Here is a 19,617-nt window from a genome sequence, read left to right as displayed (position 1 = left end):
TCGCCCCGTAAACCACGCTGGCCGAACGCAGGAATGGATACGTACACCAAAAGCCCTCTACCACCTTTGAACCGTGTGTACACCATTAAATCCCACACAGTTTGCGCAACAAATCGGTGTCCAAATGGTTCTCCACCAGATCGGCCAGGCGTTCGATATCGCGCTCGCGCAGGGCGTGGTAGTCCACCTCCTGCACATCCTGCAACCCGGCCCAACGCAGCAACGCACTGCAGGCCGCCGGGGTCTCGAACAAGCCATGCAGATACGTGCCGAGAATCTGCCCGTCAGCACTTTGCGCGCCGTCACTGCGACCGTCCTCCAGCAGCACGGCGGCGTTCGACAGAGCAGCGCCACACGTCACACCCGCATGAATCTCGTACCCGCTGACCTCAGCATCCTCCAGCAACAACCGCCCCCGCACATTGCGCAGTTGCTTCTCTTCTTCCAAAGTCGTGCTGAACGCCAACAACCCCAACCCCTCACTGGAACCCGCCGCTCCTTCCAGCCCCAATGGGTCATGCACCTGCTCGCCCAGCATCTGCAACCCGCCGCAAATCCCCAGCACCTTGCCGCCATACCGCAAATGCCGTGCTACGGCGGTATCCCAGCCATTGGCACGCAGATACGCCAAATCACTGCGCACGCTTTTCGAGCCCGGCAGGATGATCAGGTCGGCGGCAGGAATCGACTGGCCCGGACCGACAAACTGCAAATCCACCTGAGGATGCAGGCGCAGTGGGTCAAAATCCGTGTGATTGCTGATGCGCGGCAATACCGGCACCACCACCTTGAGCACCTGCGCCGCCTTGTCGATCTGACGCTGGTCGATGCCGTCTTCAGCCTCCAAGTGCAAATCCATCACGTAGGGCAAAACCCCCACCACCGGTTTGCCAGTGCGTGCTTGCAGCCAATCCAAACCGGGTTGCAACAGCGCGATATCGCCGCGAAAACGGTTGATGACGAAGCCCTTGACCCGCTCTTGTTCGGTGGGCGAAAGCAATTCCAAGGTGCCGACCAGATGGGCAAACACACCGCCGCGATTGATGTCGGCGATCAGCAGCACTGGGCAGTCGACGGCTTCGGCGAAGCCCATGTTGGCAATGTCATTGGCGCGCAGGTTGATCTCCGCCGGGGAGCCTGCGCCTTCCACCATCACCACCGGATAGGCTTCGCTCAACCGTGCGTGGGAGGCCAGCACTGCCTGCATGGCGATGGCTTTGTAGTCGTGATAGGCCACGGCGTTCATGGTGGTCACGGCGCGGCCGTGGATGATCACTTGGGAACCGGTGTCGCTGTTGGGTTTGAGCAACACCGGGTTCATGTCAGTGTGAGGCGCCAGATTAGCTGCCTGGGCCTGCACCGCCTGGGCGCGGCCGATCTCGCCGCCTTCGGCCGTCACGGCACTGTTGAGCGCCATGTTCTGCGGCTTGAACGGCACCACTGCGACGCCTTGGCGCACCAGCCAGCGGCACAGCGCGGTCACCAGCGTACTTTTGCCGGCGTCGGACGTGGTGCCTTGCACCATCAGCGTACTCATGAAGCATCCTTATAGGCGGCCAGTGCGGCGTCGAGGCGCAACCAATCGGCCTCGGTGTCGGGCAGGCCGAAGCGCAGGCTGCTGTCGTGGACGAACAGGCGCAGCAGGATGCCGCGCTGGGCCATGAATTCGTGCATGCGTTCGGCGTGCGGGGTGATCAGCCATTGGAACAACGCGCAGCCGCCCTGAGGCTGAAATCCGTGGCGCTCAAGCAGCGTGAACAATCGCTCGCCTGCCTCGACGCAACGCGCCCGCTGACGGGTATGCCCGGCAGTGTCGCGCAGGCACACTTGCCCCAACACGCGTGTCGGTCCGCTGACGGCCCAAGGCCCGACCTGTTCAGCGAGCAACTTGAGCAACTTGCGTTCGGCCAGCACAAACCCCAGACGCACGCCGGCCAGGCCGAAGAACTTGCCGAACGAGCGCAACACAATCAGACCGACCTGATGAGCCTGGCCTGCCAAACTCAACTCCGGCGTCACGTCCATAAACGCTTCGTCCACCACCAGCCAGCCGCCGCGCTGGGCCAGCCGTGTGTGCCAGTCCAGCAGGCGCTGGGGAGTCAGGCTCTGGCCTGTAGGATTGTTGGGATTGACCACCACCAAAACGTCGAGGCTATCGAGGAAGAAGTCGACTTCCTGTTCCTGCACCTCGCGCACCACATACCCGGCGCGGCGCCAGGCTTCGGCATGCTCGGCATAGCAAGGCGACAGCACGCCGACTTTGCCGGATCGGCGCAGGCGCGGCAGCAACTGGATCGCCGCCTGGGAACCGGGCACCGGCAATAAATGCGCGGCCCCGTAGTACTCGCTGGCAGCCTGTTCCAAGCCGTCGTCGGTCTCTGGCAATCGTGCCCAGGCACGCAGCGGGATCGGCGGGATCGGCCAGGGCCAAGGCGCGAGACCGCTGGACAGGTCAAGCCAGTCGGCCTCGGCAATCCCGTATTGAATGGATGCTTTACGCAGTCGGCCACCGTGTTCAAGCATAGAATTGCGCCCCCGCACATAGGATCAGCAGCCACAACCATACGCCGCGCTGCACCAGTTGCCAGCCTCGGACGATGGAGTCGGCATCCGCCGCCGGGCCTTCGCCCAATGGCGGACGCTGGTGCACTTCGCCGTGATAAATCGCAGCACCACCCAATTCAACACCCAAGGCGCCTGCGCCGGCAGCCATCACCGGCCCGGCGTTGGGGCTGTCCCAGGTCGGGCCCTGGGTGCGCCAGCATTTGAGGGCCAGGCGGGTTTTGCCGAGCACGGCGTAGGTCAAGGCCACCAGGCGTGCCGGAATGTAGTTGAGCACGTCGTCGATTTTCGCTGCGGCCCAGCCGAAGCGCTCGAAGCGTTCGTTGCGATAGCCCCACATGGCATCAAGGGTGTTGCTCAATCGGTAGAGCACCACGCCCGGTACGCCAGCGACCACGAACCAGAACAGCGCGGCGAATATCGCATCGCTGCCGTTTTCCAATACTGATTCGGTGGCGGCGCGGGCGACTTCGGTGCGATCCAGCTCACTGGTCTGGCGGCTCACCAGGTAACTCACCCGCGTGCGGGCCTCATCCAGGTCATCGCTGCGCAACGCCTGGGCCACCGGCATCACATGCTCGCCGAGGCTGCGCATACCGAGGGCGCAGTACAACGCCAGAATCTCCAACACCCAGCCGATATACGGCGCCCACGACAACGCGGTGGCCAGCAGCGTCAGCGGCACCACGGCGATAAACCACGCCGTCACGCCGTGACTGCGCCAGCCACGGCCGCCACTGTTGAAACGTTGCTCGATGCGCCCGGCAAAATTGCCGAACGCCACCAGCGGATGCCAGCGCCTGGGCTCGCCCAGTAGCGCATCCAACGCCACTGCAGCGACACACAGCAAGGCCACACTCATTGACTTACTCCCCACGTATTCTCATACAACATGTCACTCAGCGGACGCGGTTCGGTCCAGCCTTCGAGCTGCAACATCGGTGCCGGATAGAACTCGACGACCGGCCCCAGGCACAACACAGCCAGAGGTTTTGCGCCGGGCGGCAGGCCCAGCAAATCGGCCAGGGCCTGGGGCTCAAACAACGAGACCCAGCCCATGCCAAGGCCTTCCACGCGAGCGGCCAGCCACAGATTCTGGATCGCGCAGGACAGCGAGGCCATGTCCATCTCCGGCAAGGTGCGCCGGCCGAAAATATGGCGCTCGCGATCATCCATCAATGCCGCCACCAGCACTTCGGCACAGTCGTTGATGCCTTCGACCTTGAGCCTCATGAACTCATCGGTGCGCTCGCCAAGGGCCTCGGCTGTGCGCACGCGCTCTTCTTCCACCAGTTGCTGGATCTGCCCGCGCAGGTGGCGGTCGCTGATGCGGATAAAACGCCAGGGCTGCATGAGGCCGACACTCGGCGCCTGATGCGCGGCCTGAAGCAGGCGGTGGAGCAATTCAGGGGCGACAGTGCCACCGCTGAAGTGGCGCATGTCGCGGCGTTCGGCAATGGCGCGGTAAACGGCATCGCGGTCGGCCTGGGGGAAGGCGTTGTCAGTCATGGCGCTATCGTGGGTAAAAACAATGCGGCCACAGCAGCCGGATTCGACGGAAAGTAGAAGTGCACGTAAGAGGCCGTCATCCGCCCCTGTCGGTAGACCGCTTCGGCCCCGCGCCCACCATTGGGGCTCAGACCACGGGCAATCGGTTGCCATTCGGTGCTGGTCAGGGAGTGGTGATAGGTATGGCCGCGCAGTACGCCTTCCGGCAATTCGACGCTTTGCAGCGCCAGGGCCGCCAGTTTCTTTTGCATCACTGCATCACCCTGCAACAGGCCGAGCAGTTCGGCGCGGTTGCCGTCGACGTCGGTGAGGGAGTTCAGCAGGTAGAGCATGCCGCCACACTCAGCGAGCAACGGCTTACCCGCCGCATGGTGAGCACGGATGGCGTCGAGCATCGGAGTATTTTCCGACAACGCCTGGTGGTGCAGTTCCGGGTAGCCGCCAGGCAGATACAGACTGTCGGCGTCAGGTAATTCGCGATCGTGGATCGGGGAGAAAAATGTCAGCTCAGCGCCCATCGCCCGCAACAGGTCAAGACTGGCGCCGTAGGTGAAGGCGAAGGCTTCGTCGCGGGCCACGGCAATGCGGACACCGGCCAACAACGGCTCAGCTTCGATCACTTCAGGCGCGGCGAAGGTCACGGGCGGCGGTAAAGCGACTTCGCAACTGCTGCCCAAGGCTTGGGCGGCGGCGTCCAGGCGTGCATCGAGGTCATTCAATTCGCTGGCTTGAACCAGGCCCAGATGACGGCTCGGCAGCTCGATTCCCGTCTCGCGGGACAGCGCGCCGTACCAGCGCAGGCCTTCAGTGAGGCTACCTTCGAGCAATTGCGCATGACGCAACGTGCCGACGCGGTTGGCCAACACGCCCGCGAACGGTAGATCCGGCTGGTAGCGCGCAAGGCCCAGCGCCAGAGCACCAAAGGTTTGGGCCATGGCGGTGCCATCAATCACGCCCAGCACCGGCACGCCGAAGTGCCGCGCCAGGTCGGCACTGGAGGGCGTGCCGTCGAACAGACCCATCACGCCTTCGATCAGGATCAGGTCGGCCTCCCCCGCCGCTTCCCACAGCAGGCGGCGACTTTCCTGCTCGCCCACCATCCACATATCCAATTGATACACCGGCGCACCGCTGGCGCGTTCGTGGATCATCGGGTCCAGAAAGTCCGGACCGCATTTGAACACGCGCACCCTACGTCCCAGATTGCGGTGCAAACGGGCCAGGGCGGCGGTGACGGTAGTTTTGCCTTGGCCGGACGCCGGTGCGGCGATCAATACGGCCGGGCAATGACGGGGCTGATTCAAAGTTCGACGCCCTTCTGTGCCTTGATACCGGCCTGGAATGCGTGTTTGAGCATGCCCATTTCGGTGACGGTGTCGCCCATCTCGATCAGCTCCGGCTTAGCGCCACGGCCAGTGACCACCACGTGTTGCATCGGCGGGCGGGCTTGCAGGTCGCTGAGCACTTGGTCCAGGTCGAGGTAGCCGTGCTTGAGGGCTATGTTCAGCTCGTCCAGCACCACCAGGCCGATGGTTGGGTCTTGCAGCAGTTCGCGGGATACCGCCCAGGCTGCCTCGGCGGCGGCGATATCGCGCTGGCGGTCCTGGGTTTCCCAGGTAAAGCCTTCGCCCATGACGTGGAAACGCACTTGCTCGGGGAAGCGGCGGAAGAACAACTCTTCGCCAGTGCTGTTACGCCCCTTGATGAACTGCACCACACCGCATTGCATCCCATGGCCCATGGCGCGAGCGAGCATGCCAAACGCCGAGCTGCTCTTGCCTTTGCCGTTGCCGGTGAGTACCAGCAGCAAGCCGCATTCGTTAGGGGAGTTGGCGATGCGCTCGTCGATCACGGCTTTTTTGCGCAGCATGCGCGCCAGGTGGCGTTCGTCGCGGTCGGGGGTATCGGTCATGGCAGCTCTCCGTTGGGGCTGGACAAAAACGGCGGGCAGGAAAAAGAAAAAACAGACAGCCAAGCATCGCCCACCGTGATGCTGTTGGATGATCCAGGCCGGTCTCCGGGCTCATGAGTGGCGCAGCTCTTGTAGAGAGCAAGCAGGCCAACGCTGCGCCTTCCCATATCGCACGCGATACAGTGGCAAAAGCAGCGTCTTGACTCATTTACCGTTGCGGGGGCAGCGCCGGAATTGCGGCGGCGCTGTGTACAAGCGCGCTCACTCACCGGCTTCCCTGTTTCACTCTGTCGACCCACGGGTCACAGAGCACCTGGAACAAGCGGCGAAGGTTAGTGGGTTGGGGGTGGAGCGTCAATGAAAGCTGGTCGAGTACTTGAACCATCGCACCACCGCCCTCCTCTACCCTTACAGGTATCAAGGAGAACACCATGCATAAAACCAGACTCGCCCTGTTAATCATGCTTGCCGGCACCCTCGCGGCGTGCGGAGAAAGCTCAACCCTGAAGGTTTCCGACGGCACCGGCCCCTCGCCCCGACTGCCGGAGCCGAACAAAACGCTGATCCCTACCGTCAACATCGCTCCGGCTATCGGCTGGCCAGATGGCGCGAAGCCAACGGCAGCCCCCGGCACCCAAGTGGCCGCGTTCGCCGAGGGCCTCGACCACCCGCGCTGGCTGTATGTGTTGCCTAATGGCGATGTGCTGGTGGCGGAAACCAACGCACCGCCCAAACCGGATGACGCCAAGGGCATACGCGGCTGGGTCATGGAGAAGGTCATGGGACGTGCCGGCGCCGGGGTGCCGAGCCCGAACCGTATCACTCTATTGCGCGATGCCGACCACGACGGCGTCGCCGAAACACGTACGGTGTTCCTGGAAAACCTCAATTCGCCGTTCGGTATGACCCTGGTCGGAAACGACCTGTATGTGGCCGACTCGGACAAGCTGCTGCGTTTCCCCTATCAGCCAGGCGAAACTGCCATCAAGGCCCAAGGCTCCAAGGTGGTCGACTTGCCAGGCGGTCCGCTGAACCACCACTGGACGAAAAACGTCGTGGCCAGCAAGGACGGCAGCAAGCTGTACGTGAGCGTCGGTTCAAACAGCAACGTCGGTGAAAACGGCCTGGAGGCGGAACAGGGGCGTGCCGCGATCTGGGAAGTCGACCGCGCCAGCGGCCAGCACCGTATTTTCGCCTCCGGCCTGCGCAACCCCAATGGCATGGCTTGGGAACCGCAGAGCGGCAAGCTGTGGACGGCGGTGAACGAGCGCGACGAGATCGGCAGCGACCTGGTGCCGGACTACATCACCTCGGTCAAGGACGGCGGTTTCTATGGCTGGCCGTTCAGCTATTACGGCCAGCATGTGGATGTGCGCGTCACGCCGCAGAACCCGGACCTGGTCGCCAAGGCCATTGCGCCGGACTACGCCGTAGGGCCGCACACCGCTTCTTTGGGCCTGACGTTCGCCGAGGGCAGCAAACTCCCGGCGCCGTTCAGCAACGGCGCATTCATCGGCCAGCATGGCTCGTGGAATCGCAAGCCGCACAGCGGCTACAAGGTGATTTTCGTGCCATTCGACGCAGGCCAGCCTAAAGGCCAGCCGGTGGACGTGCTGACCGGCTTCCTTGATAAAGATGAGAAAGCCATGGGCCGCCCAGTGGGCGTGGTGATTGATCAGCAAGGGGACTTGCTGGTGGCGGATGACGTGGGGAACAAGGTATGGCGGGTGTCGGCGGCCAAATAAACGCCCCCAGAAGCATCACAAAACCAATGTGGGAGGGGGCTTGCTCCCGATAGCAGTGGGTCAGGCACAGATACTGTGACTGATACTTCGCTATCGGGGGCAAGCCCCCTCCCACATTTAGTTCGGTATTGGGTTCAGGGATTACGTGCCAGGTTTGCTGGCAATACCCGCTTGGCGCTCAGATAGGCATTCTGCCAATACGCCTTGGACAGGGTATCGAGCTTCACCGTACCGCCGGTTTGCGGCGCATGGACAAAGCGGCCCTCGCCCACATAGATCCCAGCATGGCTGACCTGCGAACCACCACCGGTGGCGAAGAACAGCAGGTCACCGGTTTGCAGGTTCTGCTCACTCACGTCCTGAGCGCGCATCACGATCAGCTCACGGGTAGTGCGTGGCAGGGAAATGCCGGCGGCGTCACGGAACACAAAGCCGATCAGGCCACTGCAATCAAAGCCCGAGTCCGGCGTGTTGCCGCCCCAGCGATAAGGCGTGCCGACGAGGCCCAGCGCACGGAAGAGCACGTCTTCAGCAGCAGGCGAGAAGTTCTGAGTGGCGTAGTTGAATACTGGCTTGGGCTTGACCGCGACAGGAGCAGGCGGCGGACGGCTGGCGCAGGCGCTGAGCAGCGCGGCGCAAACGAGAAGAACTAGGCGGGCTGACGTCGACATGTGCAGAACAATCCTGGTCTGGATGCGGCTTTCGCTGCCGAACGCTGAAAACCAGAACGCGCAAGCAAGGCTCGCGCGAACGGATTACAACAATGTCCAGGGATTCTAGCGCTTACACGTCAAACTTCAAGTATCACTTTAAGTTTACTTGCTAGCGGTAACGGTCGTCGGGGCCATGGCGAGTGCACGCTTGGCTTCGATGAAGGTTTTGCTCCAGTAACTGTCGCCCAGGTTGTCGACTCGGACACCGCCACTGCGACGGCTGCTGGAGTGGATAAACTGGTTATCACCCAGGTAAATACCGGCGTGACTGACACGACCACGACCTGCAGTACTGAAGAAAAGCAGATCACCGGGCTTGAGGTTGTTGCGCGCGACCAACGGTGCGTTCACGTTGATCATTTCGCGAGTGGAGCGTGGCAAGTTCATGCCAGCTTCTTCACGAAACAGATAGCCGATGAAACCGCTGCAGTCGAAACCGGCTTCGGAAGTACCGCCAAAACGGTAACGGGTACCGATCAGGGACATGCCGCGTTCGAGAATGCTGTCGGCCAGAACTGGAAGCTGATAAGGCTTGCTGCCGGAGAAATCGGCCAGTTCTTTCTCTGTTGCAACTTCTTCCTCATAGACAGTGGAAGACTGCGCTGCAACAAATTTTGCCTGGGAATGTTGTTGAGGCTTTTGCTGCTCAACCACCTGCTGAGGGTGGGAGGCGCAACCAAACAACAGGGTAACGAGTGCGAGGGGCACGAGGGGTGCGAAGCGATTTAGCATGGGCACGACCGTGGCTGATGTGTAAAGAAGCCGAGACTATGCCCTCTATCACATCGATTTGCAAATTCAATCGTGATCTATGTGACTTCCTGTTTGGACTATGACATCTAAGCCCTTAACACCCTATAAGCGCCTTTCGCGTGGCCAAACCGGCCCAAACGCGGGTTTTCTGACGCCTGGAATTTGCCAAAACACCTGCAAATAAAGGGGTTGCTACCAGCCGAGGGTTTCTTTGAGAAAGGGAATGGTCAGTTTACGCTGGGCCTGCAAAGAGGCTTGATCGAGCTGTTCGAGCAAATCGAACAACGCACTCATGCTGCGAGTGCCACGGGTGAGGATAAAGTGTCCGACTTCGTCGGTGAGGTGCAGGCCGCGGCGAGAGGCACGCAGTTGCAGGGCGCGCAATTTGTCTTCGTCGGAGAGCGGGCGCATCTGGAAGATCAGCGCCAGGGTAAGGCGCGACTTGAGGTCGGCCAGTTTGACGGGCAACTCGCGGGGCGATGTGGAGGCAGCAATCAACAAGCGCCGTCCGCTGTCTCGCAGGCGGTTGAACAGATGAAACAGCGCCTCTTCCCAATCGGCCTTGCCAGCAATCGCCTGTAGGTCATCCAGGCATACCAGCTCGTATTGCTCAAGGTTGTCGAAGATCCCGATACCGCGGTCCATCAATTCAGCCAAAGGCAGGTACACCGCCGGCTCGCCCATTTGCTCGAAGCGCAAGCAGGCGGCCTGCAACAGGTGAGTACGCCCCACGCCGTGCTTGCCCCACAGATAGATCAGGCTTTCAGTCCACCCGGCGTCGGCTTCGCAGAGCCGCTCGACATAGCCGAGTGCAGCGGCATTGGCGCCTGGGTAGTAATTGATAAAGGTGGCGTCATCACGCAGACGCACACCTAAGGGCAGCTGAATCGGTTTCATGCTGACTGAACGGCTCCCATCGAACCGCTAGTGGCCTCTGTGTAAAGTTTGCAAAGTTTATACCCGTGACGCGGGGCGCACAATGCAGCAGACCACAAGCAAAATCAAAGGTTTGCGTTAACTTGCCGGTTTTACGCGGATTGTTTGACGCCATCCCCCCATAAACAACAAACCCGGCCGAAGCCGGGTTTATGAAGCAGCGGTTACAGGTCGGGGTCTTCGACGCCCGTGTACACATCCGAATCCTTGTACAAATCGTGCATATGGCGCACCAGCACCATGATCACCGCCGCCACCGGCAATGCCAGCAAGATGCCGGTAAAGCCAAACAGCTCGCCCCCCGCCAGGATCGCAAAGATTACCGCCACCGGGTGCAGACCGATCCGGTCACCCACCAACAACGGCGTCAGCACCATGCCCTCAAGGGCCTGGCCGACCATGAACACCGCGACAATCCCGAGCATCGGATACAGGTCACCACCAAACTGGAACAGGCCAGCCACGAGCGCCGCGCCGATGCCGATCACAAAGCCCATATAAGGAACGATAGCCGCCAGGCCAGCGATCAGGCCGATCAACAGGCCCAGCTCCAGGCCGATGGCCATCAGGCCGGCGGCGTAGATAACGCCCAGGGCCAGCATCACCAGCAACTGGCCACGCACGAATGCGCCAAGGACTTCATGGCACTCACCGGCCAGGGAGACGATGCGCTCCTCACGATCACGCGGCAGCAAGCTGCGGATCTTGGCCATCATGATGTCCCAGTCGCGCAGCAGATAGAACGCCACCACCGGGATCAGCACGAGATTGGTCAGCCAGCCGATCAACGCCAGGCTCGACGCAGTCGCCTGACTGAGGATCACACCGACGATATCGGTGGTTTGCCCCATATGTTCACTGATCGCCGCCTTGACCTTATCGAACTTCCAGAAGCCGTCCGACAACCCCAACTTGGCCTGGGCCCACGGCATTGCCGTGTGCTGCAACCAGTCGAGCATCTGCGGCGCCAGCTCATAGAGACGAAACAGTTGCTTGGCCAGCATCGGCACCAACACCAGCACCAGCGCGGTGATGATCAAGGTGAACAGCGCAAACACCGCCACTACGCCCAAGGTCCGCGACAGCCCGGCTTTCTCCAAACGATCCACCACCGGATCGAACAGATAGGCCAGCAGCAACGCAACCAGGAACGGCGTCAGGATCGAATGCAGCAAGAACACAAAAACGCACAGCAGGACGATCCCGCCAAGCCACACCCAACGACGCGTATCCGCCATAAACCACTCCATTGCTTCTATATAAGGAAGAACTGTTACCAACGAAAACGCAGTTGCGCCTGAGGCTCAGGTGCAGCGGCCGGTTGCGCGCCCTCAGCGACTGGCTGCGTAGCCGGCGCCTCGCCCGCAGGGATCTCCTGCAGCTTGGCCAGGCTCAACTGGGTGCGCAACTGATCGGCGCTCCCGTTAACCCGATACACAATGCGATTGCCGTCAACCCACTGCGGCTGGCCACCAAACGGCTCCAGCAGATGACCCAGTGCCGCGTAGCGCTCCAGGGTCATCCCCTGCACTTCCAGCAGTTGTTCGGTGCTCACGCCAGGCTTGACCGCAAAACGCGGCGCCAATTTCTGGCTGACCGCCAGCATCACTGCATCGGCCACCGCGCCGGTGTCGGCGCCTTGGGCTGTGCCCTGTTCGCTCTTGTCGCCCAGCCACAGGCGCCATTTGGCCTGCCATTGGTTACCTTCCTGACGCGCGTGCACGGCAAGCAACGCGTCGGCGCCGTAGCGCTCGGATGCGGCGCGCAACGGTGTGGCGTCGGCACTCTCCAGGTTCGGCGCCGTGGCGACGACCTGCTCATCCAGATCGCCCAGCGGCAGACGCAACGGCAAGCCACGGTGCTGGGCTGCATGACGCAGCGCCTGGGCGACGGTCTGGCCATCCCCCACCAGGCTGCTGCCTTCAGTGGAATCGTTCAACCACCAGCCGAGGATCGACGGCCGATTGCTGCCCCAGATCGACAGGCCCGCATCACGCAGAGCGCGGTCGGTGCTGACCGGGTCGAAATCCACTTGCAGACTCTCGGGTGGGCCGGCGTCGTAACCGTATTGCGTGATGATTTGCTGCGGATCCTTGCGAATCGCCGCCAGGCCTGGGCCGTCGGCGGCTTTGGCGTCGCCGGTCAGGCGGATTACCAGGGTCTGCACCGCGCGCTGGGTGGCCTGGTCGCGCTCTTGGGGCGATTGGCTGCTGACGGGTTCAAGTACTTGATAAAGACCATTGAGGGTTTCGGCATGACTCGCCAGGCTGACCAACGACAAGCAGCCCATAAAGAAGAATTTACACAGACGCATGGAAGATTCCCGAACGACAAATTTAGCGGCTGGAACAGACCGCGTGAACTCGGTTTGCCAAGGCTGTGACCACGGCAACCGGTAAAACATTCACAGGGTCCTGGTAAGTTTTCATGCTGTCATAACGATAGCGGGTTCAAGGCTATACCTTAATACGTACCACGGCTGACGCGATTAGCATTTTTTTAACCTATATGGCCCTGCCCGTCGGCCCGAGGATGGCCGCTGCCCCTCAAGCCTGATAAAATCGCGCGCCTTCGCAGACCGTCATCGGCTGGGCCTTTTACCAAAAGCCCCTGCCCGCTCGGTCGTTACCCCTGAATCCCCCCTAAAGGCCTGGATCATGAGCAAGCAACCCTCCCTGAGCTACAAGGACGCCGGTGTAGACATCGACGCCGGTGAAGCATTGGTCGAACGCATCAAGAGCGTCGCCAAGCGCACTGCGCGCCCCGAAGTCATGGGCGGCCTGGGCGGTTTTGGCGCCCTCTGCGAAATCCCGGCCGGCTACAAGCAGCCTGTTCTGGTTTCCGGCACCGACGGTGTGGGCACCAAGCTGCGCCTGGCACTGAACCTGAACAAGCACGACAGCATCGGCATCGACCTGGTGGCCATGTGCGTCAACGACCTGGTGGTATGCGGCGCCGAGCCATTGTTCTTCCTTGACTACTACGCCACCGGCAAGCTCAACGTCGAGACCGCTACCCAAGTGGTAACCGGCATTGGCGCGGGTTGCGAACTGTCGGGTTGCTCCCTGGTAGGCGGCGAAACCGCTGAAATGCCAGGCATGTACGAAGGCGAAGACTACGACCTGGCCGGTTTCTGCGTGGGTGTTGTAGAGAAAGCCGAAATCATCGACGGTTCCAAAGTGGCTGCCGGTGACGCCCTGCTCGCCCTGCCATCCTCTGGCCCGCACTCCAACGGCTACTCGCTGATCCGCAAGATCATCGAAGTGTCCGGTGCCGACATCGAGAACATCCAACTCGACGGCAAGCCACTGACCGACCTGCTGATGGCCCCGACCCGCATCTACGTCAAGCCACTGCTCAAGCTGATCAAGGACACTGGCGCGGTCAAAGCCATGGCCCACATCACCGGCGGCGGCCTGCTGGACAACATCCCGCGCGTCCTGCCAAAAGGCGCTCAGGCGATCGTCGACGTGGCCAGCTGGCAGCGTCCTGCGGTATTTGACTGGCTGCAAGAGAAAGGCAACGTCAATGAAACCGAAATGCACCGCGTGCTGAACTGCGGCGTGGGCATGGTGATCTGCGTAGCGCAAGAACACGTTGAAACTGCGCTGAACGTCCTGCGTGAAGCCGGCGAGCAGCCTTGGGTCATCGGCCAGATCGCCACCGCTGCCGAGGGCGCGGCCCAGGTTGAACTGAAGAACCTCAAGGCTCATTGATGTCTCAGACCTGTGATGTTGTGGTGCTGCTCTCCGGCACCGGCAGTAACTTGCAGGCCCTGATCGACAGCACGCGCACCGGCGACAGCCCGGTGCGCATCGCTGCGGTGATCTCCAACCGCAGCGACGCCTACGGCCTGCAACGTGCCAGGGACGCGGGTATCGAAACCCGCTCGCTGGATCACAAGGCTTTCGAGGGCCGCGAGGCCTTCGACAGCGCCTTGATCGAACTCATCGATGCCTTCAACCCCAAACTCGTGGTACTGGCCGGATTCATGCGAATCCTCAGCGGCGATTTCGTGCGGCACTACGACGGGCGCCTGCTGAATATCCACCCTTCCCTGCTGCCCAAATACAAAGGCATGCACACCCATCAGCGCGCCCTTGAAGCCGGTGACAGTGAGCATGGCTGCAGCGTGCACTTTGTCACCGAGGAACTCGATGGCGGGCCTCTGGTCGTACAGGCAGTGGTTCCGGTAGAGTCTGACGACTCGGCGCAGACACTTGCGCAACGGGTTCATACCCAGGAACACAGGATTTACCCGCTGGCTGTGCGCTGGTTTGCCGAGGGGCGGTTGATTCTTGGTGACCAGGGTGCATTATTGGACGGTCAGTTACTTGCGGCCAGCGGCCACTTGATTCGAACCTAGGAGATTTTATGCGTCGCGCCTTGCTTTTCGCTGTTGCGCTGTTCGCCTTGCCTGCCGTGCAGGCAGCCGACCTTCACCCCTTCTCCGCCAGCTACACCGCCGACTGGAAACAGTTGCCCATGAGTGGTTCGGCTGAGCGCAGCCTGACCAAGAACGACAACGGCTCGTGGACCTTGAATTTCAAGGCATCCATGATGATCGCCAGCCTGACCGAAACCAGCGTGATCCGCTTCGACAAGGACACCCTGCAACCCGTGAGCTACAGCTTCGAACGTGGCGGCCTGGGCAAGGCAAAGAAAATCAACCTGGACTTCGACCAGACCGCCAAGAAAGTTACCGGTTTTGAAAACAAAGACCCGGTGAACGTGGCCCTGCAAAGCAACATGCTCGACAAGTCGACCTACCAGCTCGCATTGCAACGCGATGTGGCAGCCGGCAAGAAAAGCATGAGCTACAACGTGGTTGAAGGGACCGACGTCGACACCTACGACTTCCGCGTGATCGGCCCGGAAAAGGTCCAGACCAAGGTAGGCTCCATCGACGCGATCAAGGTCGAGCGCGTGCGTGACCCGACCCAAAGCAAGCGCATCACCCAGATGTGGTTTGCCAAGGACCAGGGCGGCATCCTGGTTGCCCTGCGTCAGGTTGAGACCGACGGCAAGGAATACAACATCATGCTGCAAGACGGTACCGTTGACGGCAAGGCTGTCAAAGGCAACTGATTGCGCGGATGAGCTGAACAAGAGCCTCGCTGAATGCGGGGCTTTTTTTCGTCTGGGGATTTTGGGTTCAAGTGTCTGCCATCATCGGGAGCAAGCCCCCTCCCACATTTGAACTGCGAACACTTACCCCTGTGGGAGGGGGCTTGCTCCCGATGGCGCCGGCATGACCAACACAGCCCTATCAGGCTGCCGCCCAACATGAAACTTCTGTCATAAACCGCCAAAGCGGTTTACTTAGCAAGCTAACAAATCGTATAAAAAGACCTGCGACGACTTGCCGCATACCCACCAGAAATTGGAGCAAGCAGATGACTGTAAAAGTAACTGAACGCGACGATGCACATATGTCCCACGAAGCGCTGGGCCATGGGATTCACATCTGGGATGTACACCAACAAGACCTGCTGGTCGGCATGTTTCACAACGAGAGCGACGCTCACAATTATAAAAACGAGCTTGAGTCGCTTGAGATGAAACGCCAGGCACAAAGCTCCTGAATATTCGCAGGATTTCGGCACAAGGCCCACGCAGCCCGACGCCTGAAAACACAAACCCCGCCTTTTGAGCGGGGTTTGTTGTTTTGAGAGGTACTGCTTACCACTCAGGTGCTTGAACGCTTTACCACATCAGATCATCCGGGATCTGGTAAGCCGCGTACGGATCGTCCTCATCCGGCACCTGGCTTTCTGTGAGGATGTTGAGTTGCACAATGCGCTCTGGTGCGCGCTCCTGAATCTTCAGCGCCGCTTCACGCGGGATCACTTCGTAGCCGCCGCCGTGGTGCACGATCGCCAGGGAGCCGTTGCTCAGCTTGTTACGCATCAGCGTGTTGACCGACAGGCGCTTGACCTTCTTGTCATCCACGAAGTTGTAGTAATCCTCGGTGGTCAGCTTGGGCAGGCGCGAGGTTTCGATCAATTGCTTGACCTGAGCCGTGCGGGCCTTGGCCTCGGCTTTTTCCTGCTGCTGGCGATTCAGCTCCTGGTCACGTTTGACCTTTTCGGCGTGTGCCTCGGCAGCCAGGCGTGCCTGGGTGTCATCGACCTCGGCTTGGCCTTTGTGGACCAGGCGCTGCTGCTTCTGTTTCTCTTTGCCGACCTGCTTGGCCTGCTTTTGGTTGACCAGACCTGCTTTGAGCAACTGGTCGCGAAGGGAAAGGCTCATGGTGCTTACTCACTTAGGCAACTGCTCAACCGCAGCTGGACACATTCTTTTCCTGACGTTTGGCTTCGCCCCATAGGGCGTCCAACTCTTCGAGGGTGCAATCTTCTATGGGACGACGGGTGTCGCGCAATGCCTGTTCGATAAATCGGAAACGTCGTTCGAACTTGGCATTGGTGCCACGCAGTGCGGTTTCCGGGTCAACCTTGAGGTGACGGGCCAAGTTGACCGCCGCAAACAGCAGGTCACCGACTTCATCAGCAATGGCTACCGAGTCATTATCGGCCATGGCTTCGAGCACTTCATCCAGCTCTTCGCGCACGTTGTCCACCACCGGCAAGGCAGACGGCCAGTCGAAACCGACCTGGCTGGCGCGCTTTTGCAATTTGGCGGCACGGGATAAGGACGGCAGCGCCGTGGGCACATCATCCAGCAGGGAAAGCTGCTCTGGTACATCGGATTTTTCCGCACGCTCCTCGGCTTTGATCTGCTCCCAGCGCTCCTTGACCTGCTCTTCGCTCAACTGTGGGATATCCAGTGGCGCATACAGATCACCGGTGGGGAACACATGGGGATGACGCCGGATCAGCTTGCGCGTGATGCTGTCGATCACGCCGGCAAATTCGAAACGCCCCTCTTCCCGCGCCAACTGGCTGTAATACACCACTTGGAACAACAGGTCGCCCAACTCCCCTTGCAGGTGATCGAAGTCGCCGCGCTCGATGGCGTCGGCCACTTCATAGGCTTCTTCGAGGGTGTGCGGGACGATGGTCGCGTAGGTTTGCTTGAGGTCCCACGGGCACCCATATTGCGGGTCCCGCAGGCGGTTCATCAGGTGCAGCAGGTCTTCAAGTGAATACATCTTTCTGTGTCCGATCAGTGTGGGAGGGGGCTTGCTCCCGATAGCGGTGCGTCAGCCACCAGATGTATCAACTGACAGCCTGCTATCGGGAGCAAGCCCCCTCCCACATTTAGCCTGCATTCATTCCGCGAATCATGGTGTGCGGTTACGCCGTGTCTCGATGATGTTCGGCAACTGGGAAATCCGCCCCAGCAACCGGCCCAATGCGTCCAACCCCGGGATCTCGATGGTCAAGGACATCAACGCGGTGTTGTCCTCTTTGTTCGAGCGGGTGTTGACCGCCAGCACGTTGATCCGCTCATTGAGCAGCACTTGCGAGACGTCACGCAGCAAACCGGAACGGTCGTAGGCACGGATGATGATGTCCACCGGGTAGGTGAGCACCGGCACCGGGCCCCAGCTGACCTGGATAATCCGCTCCGGCTCGCGCCCACCCAGTTGCAGCACCGAGGCGCAGTCCTGGCGGTGAATGCTCACGCCACGGCCCTGGGTGATGTAACCGACGATCGCATCCCCCGGCAGCGGCTGGCAGCAGCCGGCGATTTGCGTCAGCAGGTTGCCCACGCCCTGGATCTGGATATCACCGCGCTTGCCAGGCTTATAGCCGGTGGCTTTACGGGGGATCAGCTCAAGTTGTTCGTTGCCGCGTTCCGGCTCGACCAACTGCTGGGCCAGATTGACCAGTTGCGCCAGGCGCAGGTCGCCGGCACCCAGGGCGGCGAACATGTCTTCGGCGATCTTCATATTGGCCTTTTCGGCCAGCTTGTCGAAGTCCACCTGCGGCAGGCCCAGGCGAGCCAGTTCGCGCTCAAGCAGGGTCTTGCCGGCGGCGACGTTTTGGTCGCGCGCTTGCAATTTGAACCAGTGGACGATCTTCGCCCGTGCCCGCGACGTGGTGATGTAGCCTAGGTTCGGGTTCAGCCAGTCGCGGCTCGGAGTGCCGTGTTTGCTGGTGATGATTTCGACCTGCTCACCGGTCTGCAGGCTGTAGTTGAGCGGTACGATGCGCCCGTTGATCTTGGCGCCGCGGCAGTTGTGGCCGATCTCGGTGTGAACGCGGTAGGCGAAGTCCAGCGGCGTCGAGCCCTTGGGCAGGTCGATGGCGTGGCCGTCGGGGGTGAAGATGTAGACCCGGTCCGGTTCGATATCCACACGCAGTTGTTCGGCCAGGCCGCCGATGTCGCCGAGCTCTTCATGCCATTCCAGCACTTGGCGCAGCCAGGAGATTTTCTCTTCGTACTGGTTGGACCCGGCCTTGACGTCGGTGCCCTTATAGCGCCAGTGCGCGCACACGCCCAGCTCAGCCTCTTCGTGCATGGCGTGGGTGCGGATCTGCACTTCCAGTACCTTGCCTTCGGGGCCGATCACGGCGGTGTGCAGAGAGCGATAGCCGTTTTCCTTGGGGTTGGCGATGTAGTCGTCAAACTCCTTGGGAATATGACGCCACAGCGTATGAACGATGCCCAGCGCGGTGTAGCAGTCGCGCATTTCCGGCACCAGCACGCGCACCGCACGCACGTCGTAGATCTGGCTGAAGGCCAGGCCCTTGCGCTGCATTTTGCGCCAGATGGAATAGATGTGCTTGGCACGGCCACTGATGTCGGCGTCGACCCCGGTGGCCTGCAACTCGGAGCGCAACTGGCCCATCACGTCGCTGATAAACCGCTCGCGATCGAGCCGCCGCTCATGCAGCAGCGTGGCAATCTGTTTGTATTGATCGGGTTCCAGGTAGCGGAAGGACAAGTCCTCCAACTCCCATTTGATATGGCCGATGCCCAAGCGGTGAGCCAGGGGGGCGTAGATGTCGAAGACTTCGCGGGCAACGCGGTTGCGCTTTTCGTCGTCGGCGGTTTTTACCGCACGGATCGCACAGGTGCGTTCGGCCAGCTTGATCAGGGCGACGCGTACGTCGTCGACCATAGCGACCAGCATCTTGCGCAGGTTCTCGACTTGGCCCTGGGTGCCCAGCACCATGGACTGGCGCGGACTGAGGCTCGCGCTGATGGCCGCCATGCGCAGGACGCCGTCAATCAGCTTGGCCACCACTGCGCCGAAACGCTGGCTGACCGTCGGCAACTGGATGTGCCCTTCACGAACGCCGCGATAGAGCACGGCGGCGATCAGCGAATCCTGGTCCAACTTGAGATCGGCAAGAATCTCGGCGATTTCCAACCCGGTGCGAAAGCTGGAAGTGCCTTCAGCCCACAGGTTCTTGGCCGCATTGTCTTGCTGCTCAGACTCGCGAGCGAACTCGCAGGCTGCTTTCAAGGCTTCACGGTCCAGTGCCGGGTCGACACTGATGGCATGATCCAGCCATGCCTCCAGGTTGATACTGCCGTCGGTGTTGATCGGCTGGTGTGCTCTCACCTGTACCAT

General features: G+C 61.0%; 19 protein-coding genes and 1 riboswitch. Of the genes, 5 read left to right on the top strand and 14 right to left on the bottom strand.

Going from position 1 to position 19,617, the window contains the following annotated elements:
• Positions 1-85 precede the first annotated feature (85 nt).
• The 6 genes from ACEN2T_RS03735 to cobO are packed head-to-tail and all read right to left on the bottom strand — an operon-like array spanning position 86 to position 5,983.
• Complete coding sequence (locus tag ACEN2T_RS03735) at positions 86-1,537, bottom strand: cobyric acid synthase (RefSeq protein ID WP_442116332.1); 1,452 nt, start codon at positions 1,535-1,537, stop codon at positions 86-88.
• The gene (cobD, locus tag ACEN2T_RS03730) at positions 1,534-2,523 is read right to left on the bottom strand and encodes a threonine-phosphate decarboxylase CobD (protein ID WP_032887797.1); all 990 of its coding nucleotides are present in this window, start codon (positions 2,521-2,523) and stop codon (positions 1,534-1,536) included. Before cobD ends, ACEN2T_RS03735 begins: the two co-directional genes overlap by 4 nt.
• Complete coding sequence (cbiB, locus tag ACEN2T_RS03725; RefSeq protein WP_122754447.1) at positions 2,516-3,424, bottom strand: adenosylcobinamide-phosphate synthase CbiB; 909 nt, start codon at positions 3,422-3,424, stop codon at positions 2,516-2,518. The genes cobD and cbiB overlap by 8 nt, the downstream gene beginning before the upstream one ends.
• The gene (gene bluB, locus ACEN2T_RS03720; protein WP_099603000.1) at positions 3,421-4,071 is read right to left on the bottom strand and encodes a 5,6-dimethylbenzimidazole synthase; all 651 of its coding nucleotides are present in this window, start codon (positions 4,069-4,071) and stop codon (positions 3,421-3,423) included. The genes cbiB and bluB overlap by 4 nt, the downstream gene beginning before the upstream one ends.
• Complete coding sequence (locus tag ACEN2T_RS03715; protein ID WP_032887791.1) at positions 4,068-5,375, bottom strand: cobyrinate a,c-diamide synthase; 1,308 nt, start codon at positions 5,373-5,375, stop codon at positions 4,068-4,070. The genes bluB and ACEN2T_RS03715 overlap by 4 nt, the downstream gene beginning before the upstream one ends.
• Positions 5,372-5,983, bottom strand: a complete 612-nt coding sequence (cobO, locus tag ACEN2T_RS03710) for a cob(I)yrinic acid a,c-diamide adenosyltransferase (protein ID WP_027603802.1) — start codon at positions 5,981-5,983, stop codon at positions 5,372-5,374. Before cobO ends, ACEN2T_RS03715 begins: the two co-directional genes overlap by 4 nt.
• A 79-nt stretch (positions 5,984-6,062) precedes the next feature.
• Positions 6,063-6,315, bottom strand: a riboswitch (cobalamin riboswitch).
• 99 nt (positions 6,316-6,414) lie between these two features.
• Between cobO and ACEN2T_RS03705 the strand changes: the two genes are divergently transcribed.
• The gene (locus ACEN2T_RS03705; RefSeq protein ID WP_442116331.1) at positions 6,415-7,728 is read left to right on the top strand and encodes a PQQ-dependent sugar dehydrogenase; all 1,314 of its coding nucleotides are present in this window, start codon (positions 6,415-6,417) and stop codon (positions 7,726-7,728) included.
• A 134-nt stretch (positions 7,729-7,862) separates the two neighbouring features.
• Here the strand turns inward: ACEN2T_RS03705 and ACEN2T_RS03700 are convergent, their stop codons facing one another.
• The 5 genes from ACEN2T_RS03700 to ACEN2T_RS03680 all read right to left on the bottom strand — a co-directional run bounded on the left by ACEN2T_RS03700 (position 7,863) and on the right by ACEN2T_RS03680 (position 12,444).
• Positions 7,863-8,399, bottom strand: a complete 537-nt coding sequence (locus tag ACEN2T_RS03700) for a C40 family peptidase (RefSeq protein ID WP_099602998.1) — start codon at positions 8,397-8,399, stop codon at positions 7,863-7,865.
• Positions 8,400-8,543: 144 nt separating this feature from the next.
• The gene (locus ACEN2T_RS03695; RefSeq protein WP_032887785.1) at positions 8,544-9,173 is read right to left on the bottom strand and encodes a C40 family peptidase; all 630 of its coding nucleotides are present in this window, start codon (positions 9,171-9,173) and stop codon (positions 8,544-8,546) included.
• A 213-nt stretch (positions 9,174-9,386) separates the two neighbouring features.
• On the bottom strand, positions 9,387-10,091 hold the full coding sequence (gene hda / locus ACEN2T_RS03690) for a DnaA regulatory inactivator Hda (RefSeq protein WP_032887783.1): 705 nt from the start codon (positions 10,089-10,091) through the stop codon (positions 9,387-9,389).
• Between the two features lie 203 nt (positions 10,092-10,294).
• Positions 10,295-11,368: an AI-2E family transporter gene (locus ACEN2T_RS03685; protein WP_032887781.1), complete on the bottom strand. Its 1,074-nt coding sequence runs from the start codon at positions 11,366-11,368 to the stop codon at positions 10,295-10,297.
• A gap of 35 nt (positions 11,369-11,403) precedes the next feature.
• Positions 11,404-12,444 carry a DUF2066 domain-containing protein gene (locus ACEN2T_RS03680; protein WP_032887779.1) on the bottom strand — a complete coding sequence of 347 codons (1,041 nt, stop codon included), beginning with the start codon at positions 12,442-12,444 and terminating at the stop codon, positions 11,404-11,406.
• 343 nt (positions 12,445-12,787) lie between these two features.
• Here ACEN2T_RS03680 and purM point away from each other — a divergent pair, with 343 nt between their 5' ends.
• From purM to ACEN2T_RS03660, 4 genes are all read left to right on the top strand, one after another.
• Positions 12,788-13,846 carry a phosphoribosylformylglycinamidine cyclo-ligase gene (purM, locus tag ACEN2T_RS03675; protein WP_014719398.1) on the top strand — a complete coding sequence of 353 codons (1,059 nt, stop codon included), beginning with the start codon at positions 12,788-12,790 and terminating at the stop codon, positions 13,844-13,846.
• Entirely contained in the window at positions 13,846-14,496 is a 651-nt protein-coding gene (gene purN, locus ACEN2T_RS03670) for a phosphoribosylglycinamide formyltransferase (protein ID WP_032887777.1), read from the top strand. The genes purM and purN overlap by 1 nt, the downstream gene beginning before the upstream one ends.
• A gap of 8 nt (positions 14,497-14,504) precedes the next feature.
• Entirely contained in the window at positions 14,505-15,218 is a 714-nt protein-coding gene (locus tag ACEN2T_RS03665; protein WP_032887775.1) for a DUF3108 domain-containing protein, read from the top strand.
• 308 nt (positions 15,219-15,526) lie between these two features.
• The gene (locus ACEN2T_RS03660) at positions 15,527-15,715 is read left to right on the top strand and encodes a hypothetical protein (RefSeq protein WP_032887774.1); all 189 of its coding nucleotides are present in this window, start codon (positions 15,527-15,529) and stop codon (positions 15,713-15,715) included.
• A gap of 121 nt (positions 15,716-15,836) precedes the next feature.
• On the opposite strand, the gene ACEN2T_RS03655 is transcribed toward ACEN2T_RS03660, so the two are convergent.
• The 3 genes from ACEN2T_RS03655 to relA all read right to left on the bottom strand — a co-directional run bounded on the left by ACEN2T_RS03655 (position 15,837) and on the right by relA (position 19,617).
• The gene (locus ACEN2T_RS03655) at positions 15,837-16,382 is read right to left on the bottom strand and encodes a DUF2058 domain-containing protein (protein WP_014719402.1); all 546 of its coding nucleotides are present in this window, start codon (positions 16,380-16,382) and stop codon (positions 15,837-15,839) included.
• A gap of 25 nt (positions 16,383-16,407) precedes the next feature.
• Entirely contained in the window at positions 16,408-17,241 is an 834-nt protein-coding gene (mazG, locus tag ACEN2T_RS03650) for a nucleoside triphosphate pyrophosphohydrolase (RefSeq protein WP_442116330.1), read from the bottom strand.
• A gap of 132 nt (positions 17,242-17,373) precedes the next feature.
• The gene (relA, locus tag ACEN2T_RS03645) at positions 17,374-19,617 is read right to left on the bottom strand and encodes a GTP diphosphokinase (RefSeq protein WP_032887770.1); all 2,244 of its coding nucleotides are present in this window, start codon (positions 19,615-19,617) and stop codon (positions 17,374-17,376) included.

Origin of the sequence: Pseudomonas sp. W22_MBD1_FP4 (genome assembly GCF_052113765.1) — a bacterium.
Classification (GTDB): domain Bacteria; phylum Pseudomonadota; class Gammaproteobacteria; order Pseudomonadales; family Pseudomonadaceae; genus Aquipseudomonas; species Aquipseudomonas sivasensis.
Note: the sequence above shows the minus strand (reverse complement) of the source record. Positions and strands in the feature narration are given on the sequence as shown.

Excerpts from the sequence above, each read along its gene's own strand:
- ACEN2T_RS03735 (WP_442116332.1), bottom strand. The coding sequence starts at position 1,537 with ATGAGTACGCTGATGGTGCAAGGCACCACGTCCGACGCCGGCAAAAGT.
- cobD (WP_032887797.1), bottom strand. The coding sequence starts at position 2,523 with ATGCTTGAACACGGTGGCCGACTGCGTAAAGCATCCATTCAATACGGG.
- cbiB (WP_122754447.1), bottom strand. The coding sequence starts at position 3,424 with ATGAGTGTGGCCTTGCTGTGTGTCGCTGCAGTGGCGTTGGATGCGCTA.
- bluB (WP_099603000.1), bottom strand. The coding sequence starts at position 4,071 with ATGACTGACAACGCCTTCCCCCAGGCCGACCGCGATGCCGTTTACCGC.
- cobO (WP_027603802.1), bottom strand. The coding sequence starts at position 5,983 with ATGACCGATACCCCCGACCGCGACGAACGCCACCTGGCGCGCATGCTG.
- ACEN2T_RS03705 (WP_442116331.1), top strand. The coding sequence starts at position 6,415 with ATGCATAAAACCAGACTCGCCCTGTTAATCATGCTTGCCGGCACCCTC.
- ACEN2T_RS03700 (WP_099602998.1), bottom strand. The coding sequence starts at position 8,399 with ATGTCGACGTCAGCCCGCCTAGTTCTTCTCGTTTGCGCCGCGCTGCTC.
- ACEN2T_RS03695 (WP_032887785.1), bottom strand. The coding sequence starts at position 9,173 with ATGCTAAATCGCTTCGCACCCCTCGTGCCCCTCGCACTCGTTACCCTG.
- hda (WP_032887783.1), bottom strand. The coding sequence starts at position 10,091 with ATGAAACCGATTCAGCTGCCCTTAGGTGTGCGTCTGCGTGATGACGCC.
- ACEN2T_RS03685 (WP_032887781.1), bottom strand. The coding sequence starts at position 11,368 with ATGGCGGATACGCGTCGTTGGGTGTGGCTTGGCGGGATCGTCCTGCTG.
- ACEN2T_RS03680 (WP_032887779.1), bottom strand. The coding sequence starts at position 12,444 with ATGCGTCTGTGTAAATTCTTCTTTATGGGCTGCTTGTCGTTGGTCAGC.
- purM (WP_014719398.1), top strand. The coding sequence starts at position 12,788 with ATGAGCAAGCAACCCTCCCTGAGCTACAAGGACGCCGGTGTAGACATC.
- purN (WP_032887777.1), top strand. The coding sequence starts at position 13,846 with ATGTCTCAGACCTGTGATGTTGTGGTGCTGCTCTCCGGCACCGGCAGT.
- ACEN2T_RS03665 (WP_032887775.1), top strand. The coding sequence starts at position 14,505 with ATGCGTCGCGCCTTGCTTTTCGCTGTTGCGCTGTTCGCCTTGCCTGCC.
- ACEN2T_RS03660 (WP_032887774.1), top strand. The coding sequence starts at position 15,527 with ATGACTGTAAAAGTAACTGAACGCGACGATGCACATATGTCCCACGAA.
- ACEN2T_RS03655 (WP_014719402.1), bottom strand. The coding sequence starts at position 16,382 with ATGAGCCTTTCCCTTCGCGACCAGTTGCTCAAAGCAGGTCTGGTCAAC.
- mazG (WP_442116330.1), bottom strand. The coding sequence starts at position 17,241 with ATGTATTCACTTGAAGACCTGCTGCACCTGATGAACCGCCTGCGGGAC.
- relA (WP_032887770.1), bottom strand. The coding sequence starts at position 19,617 with ATGGTACAGGTGAGAGCACACCAGCCGATCAACACCGACGGCAGTATC.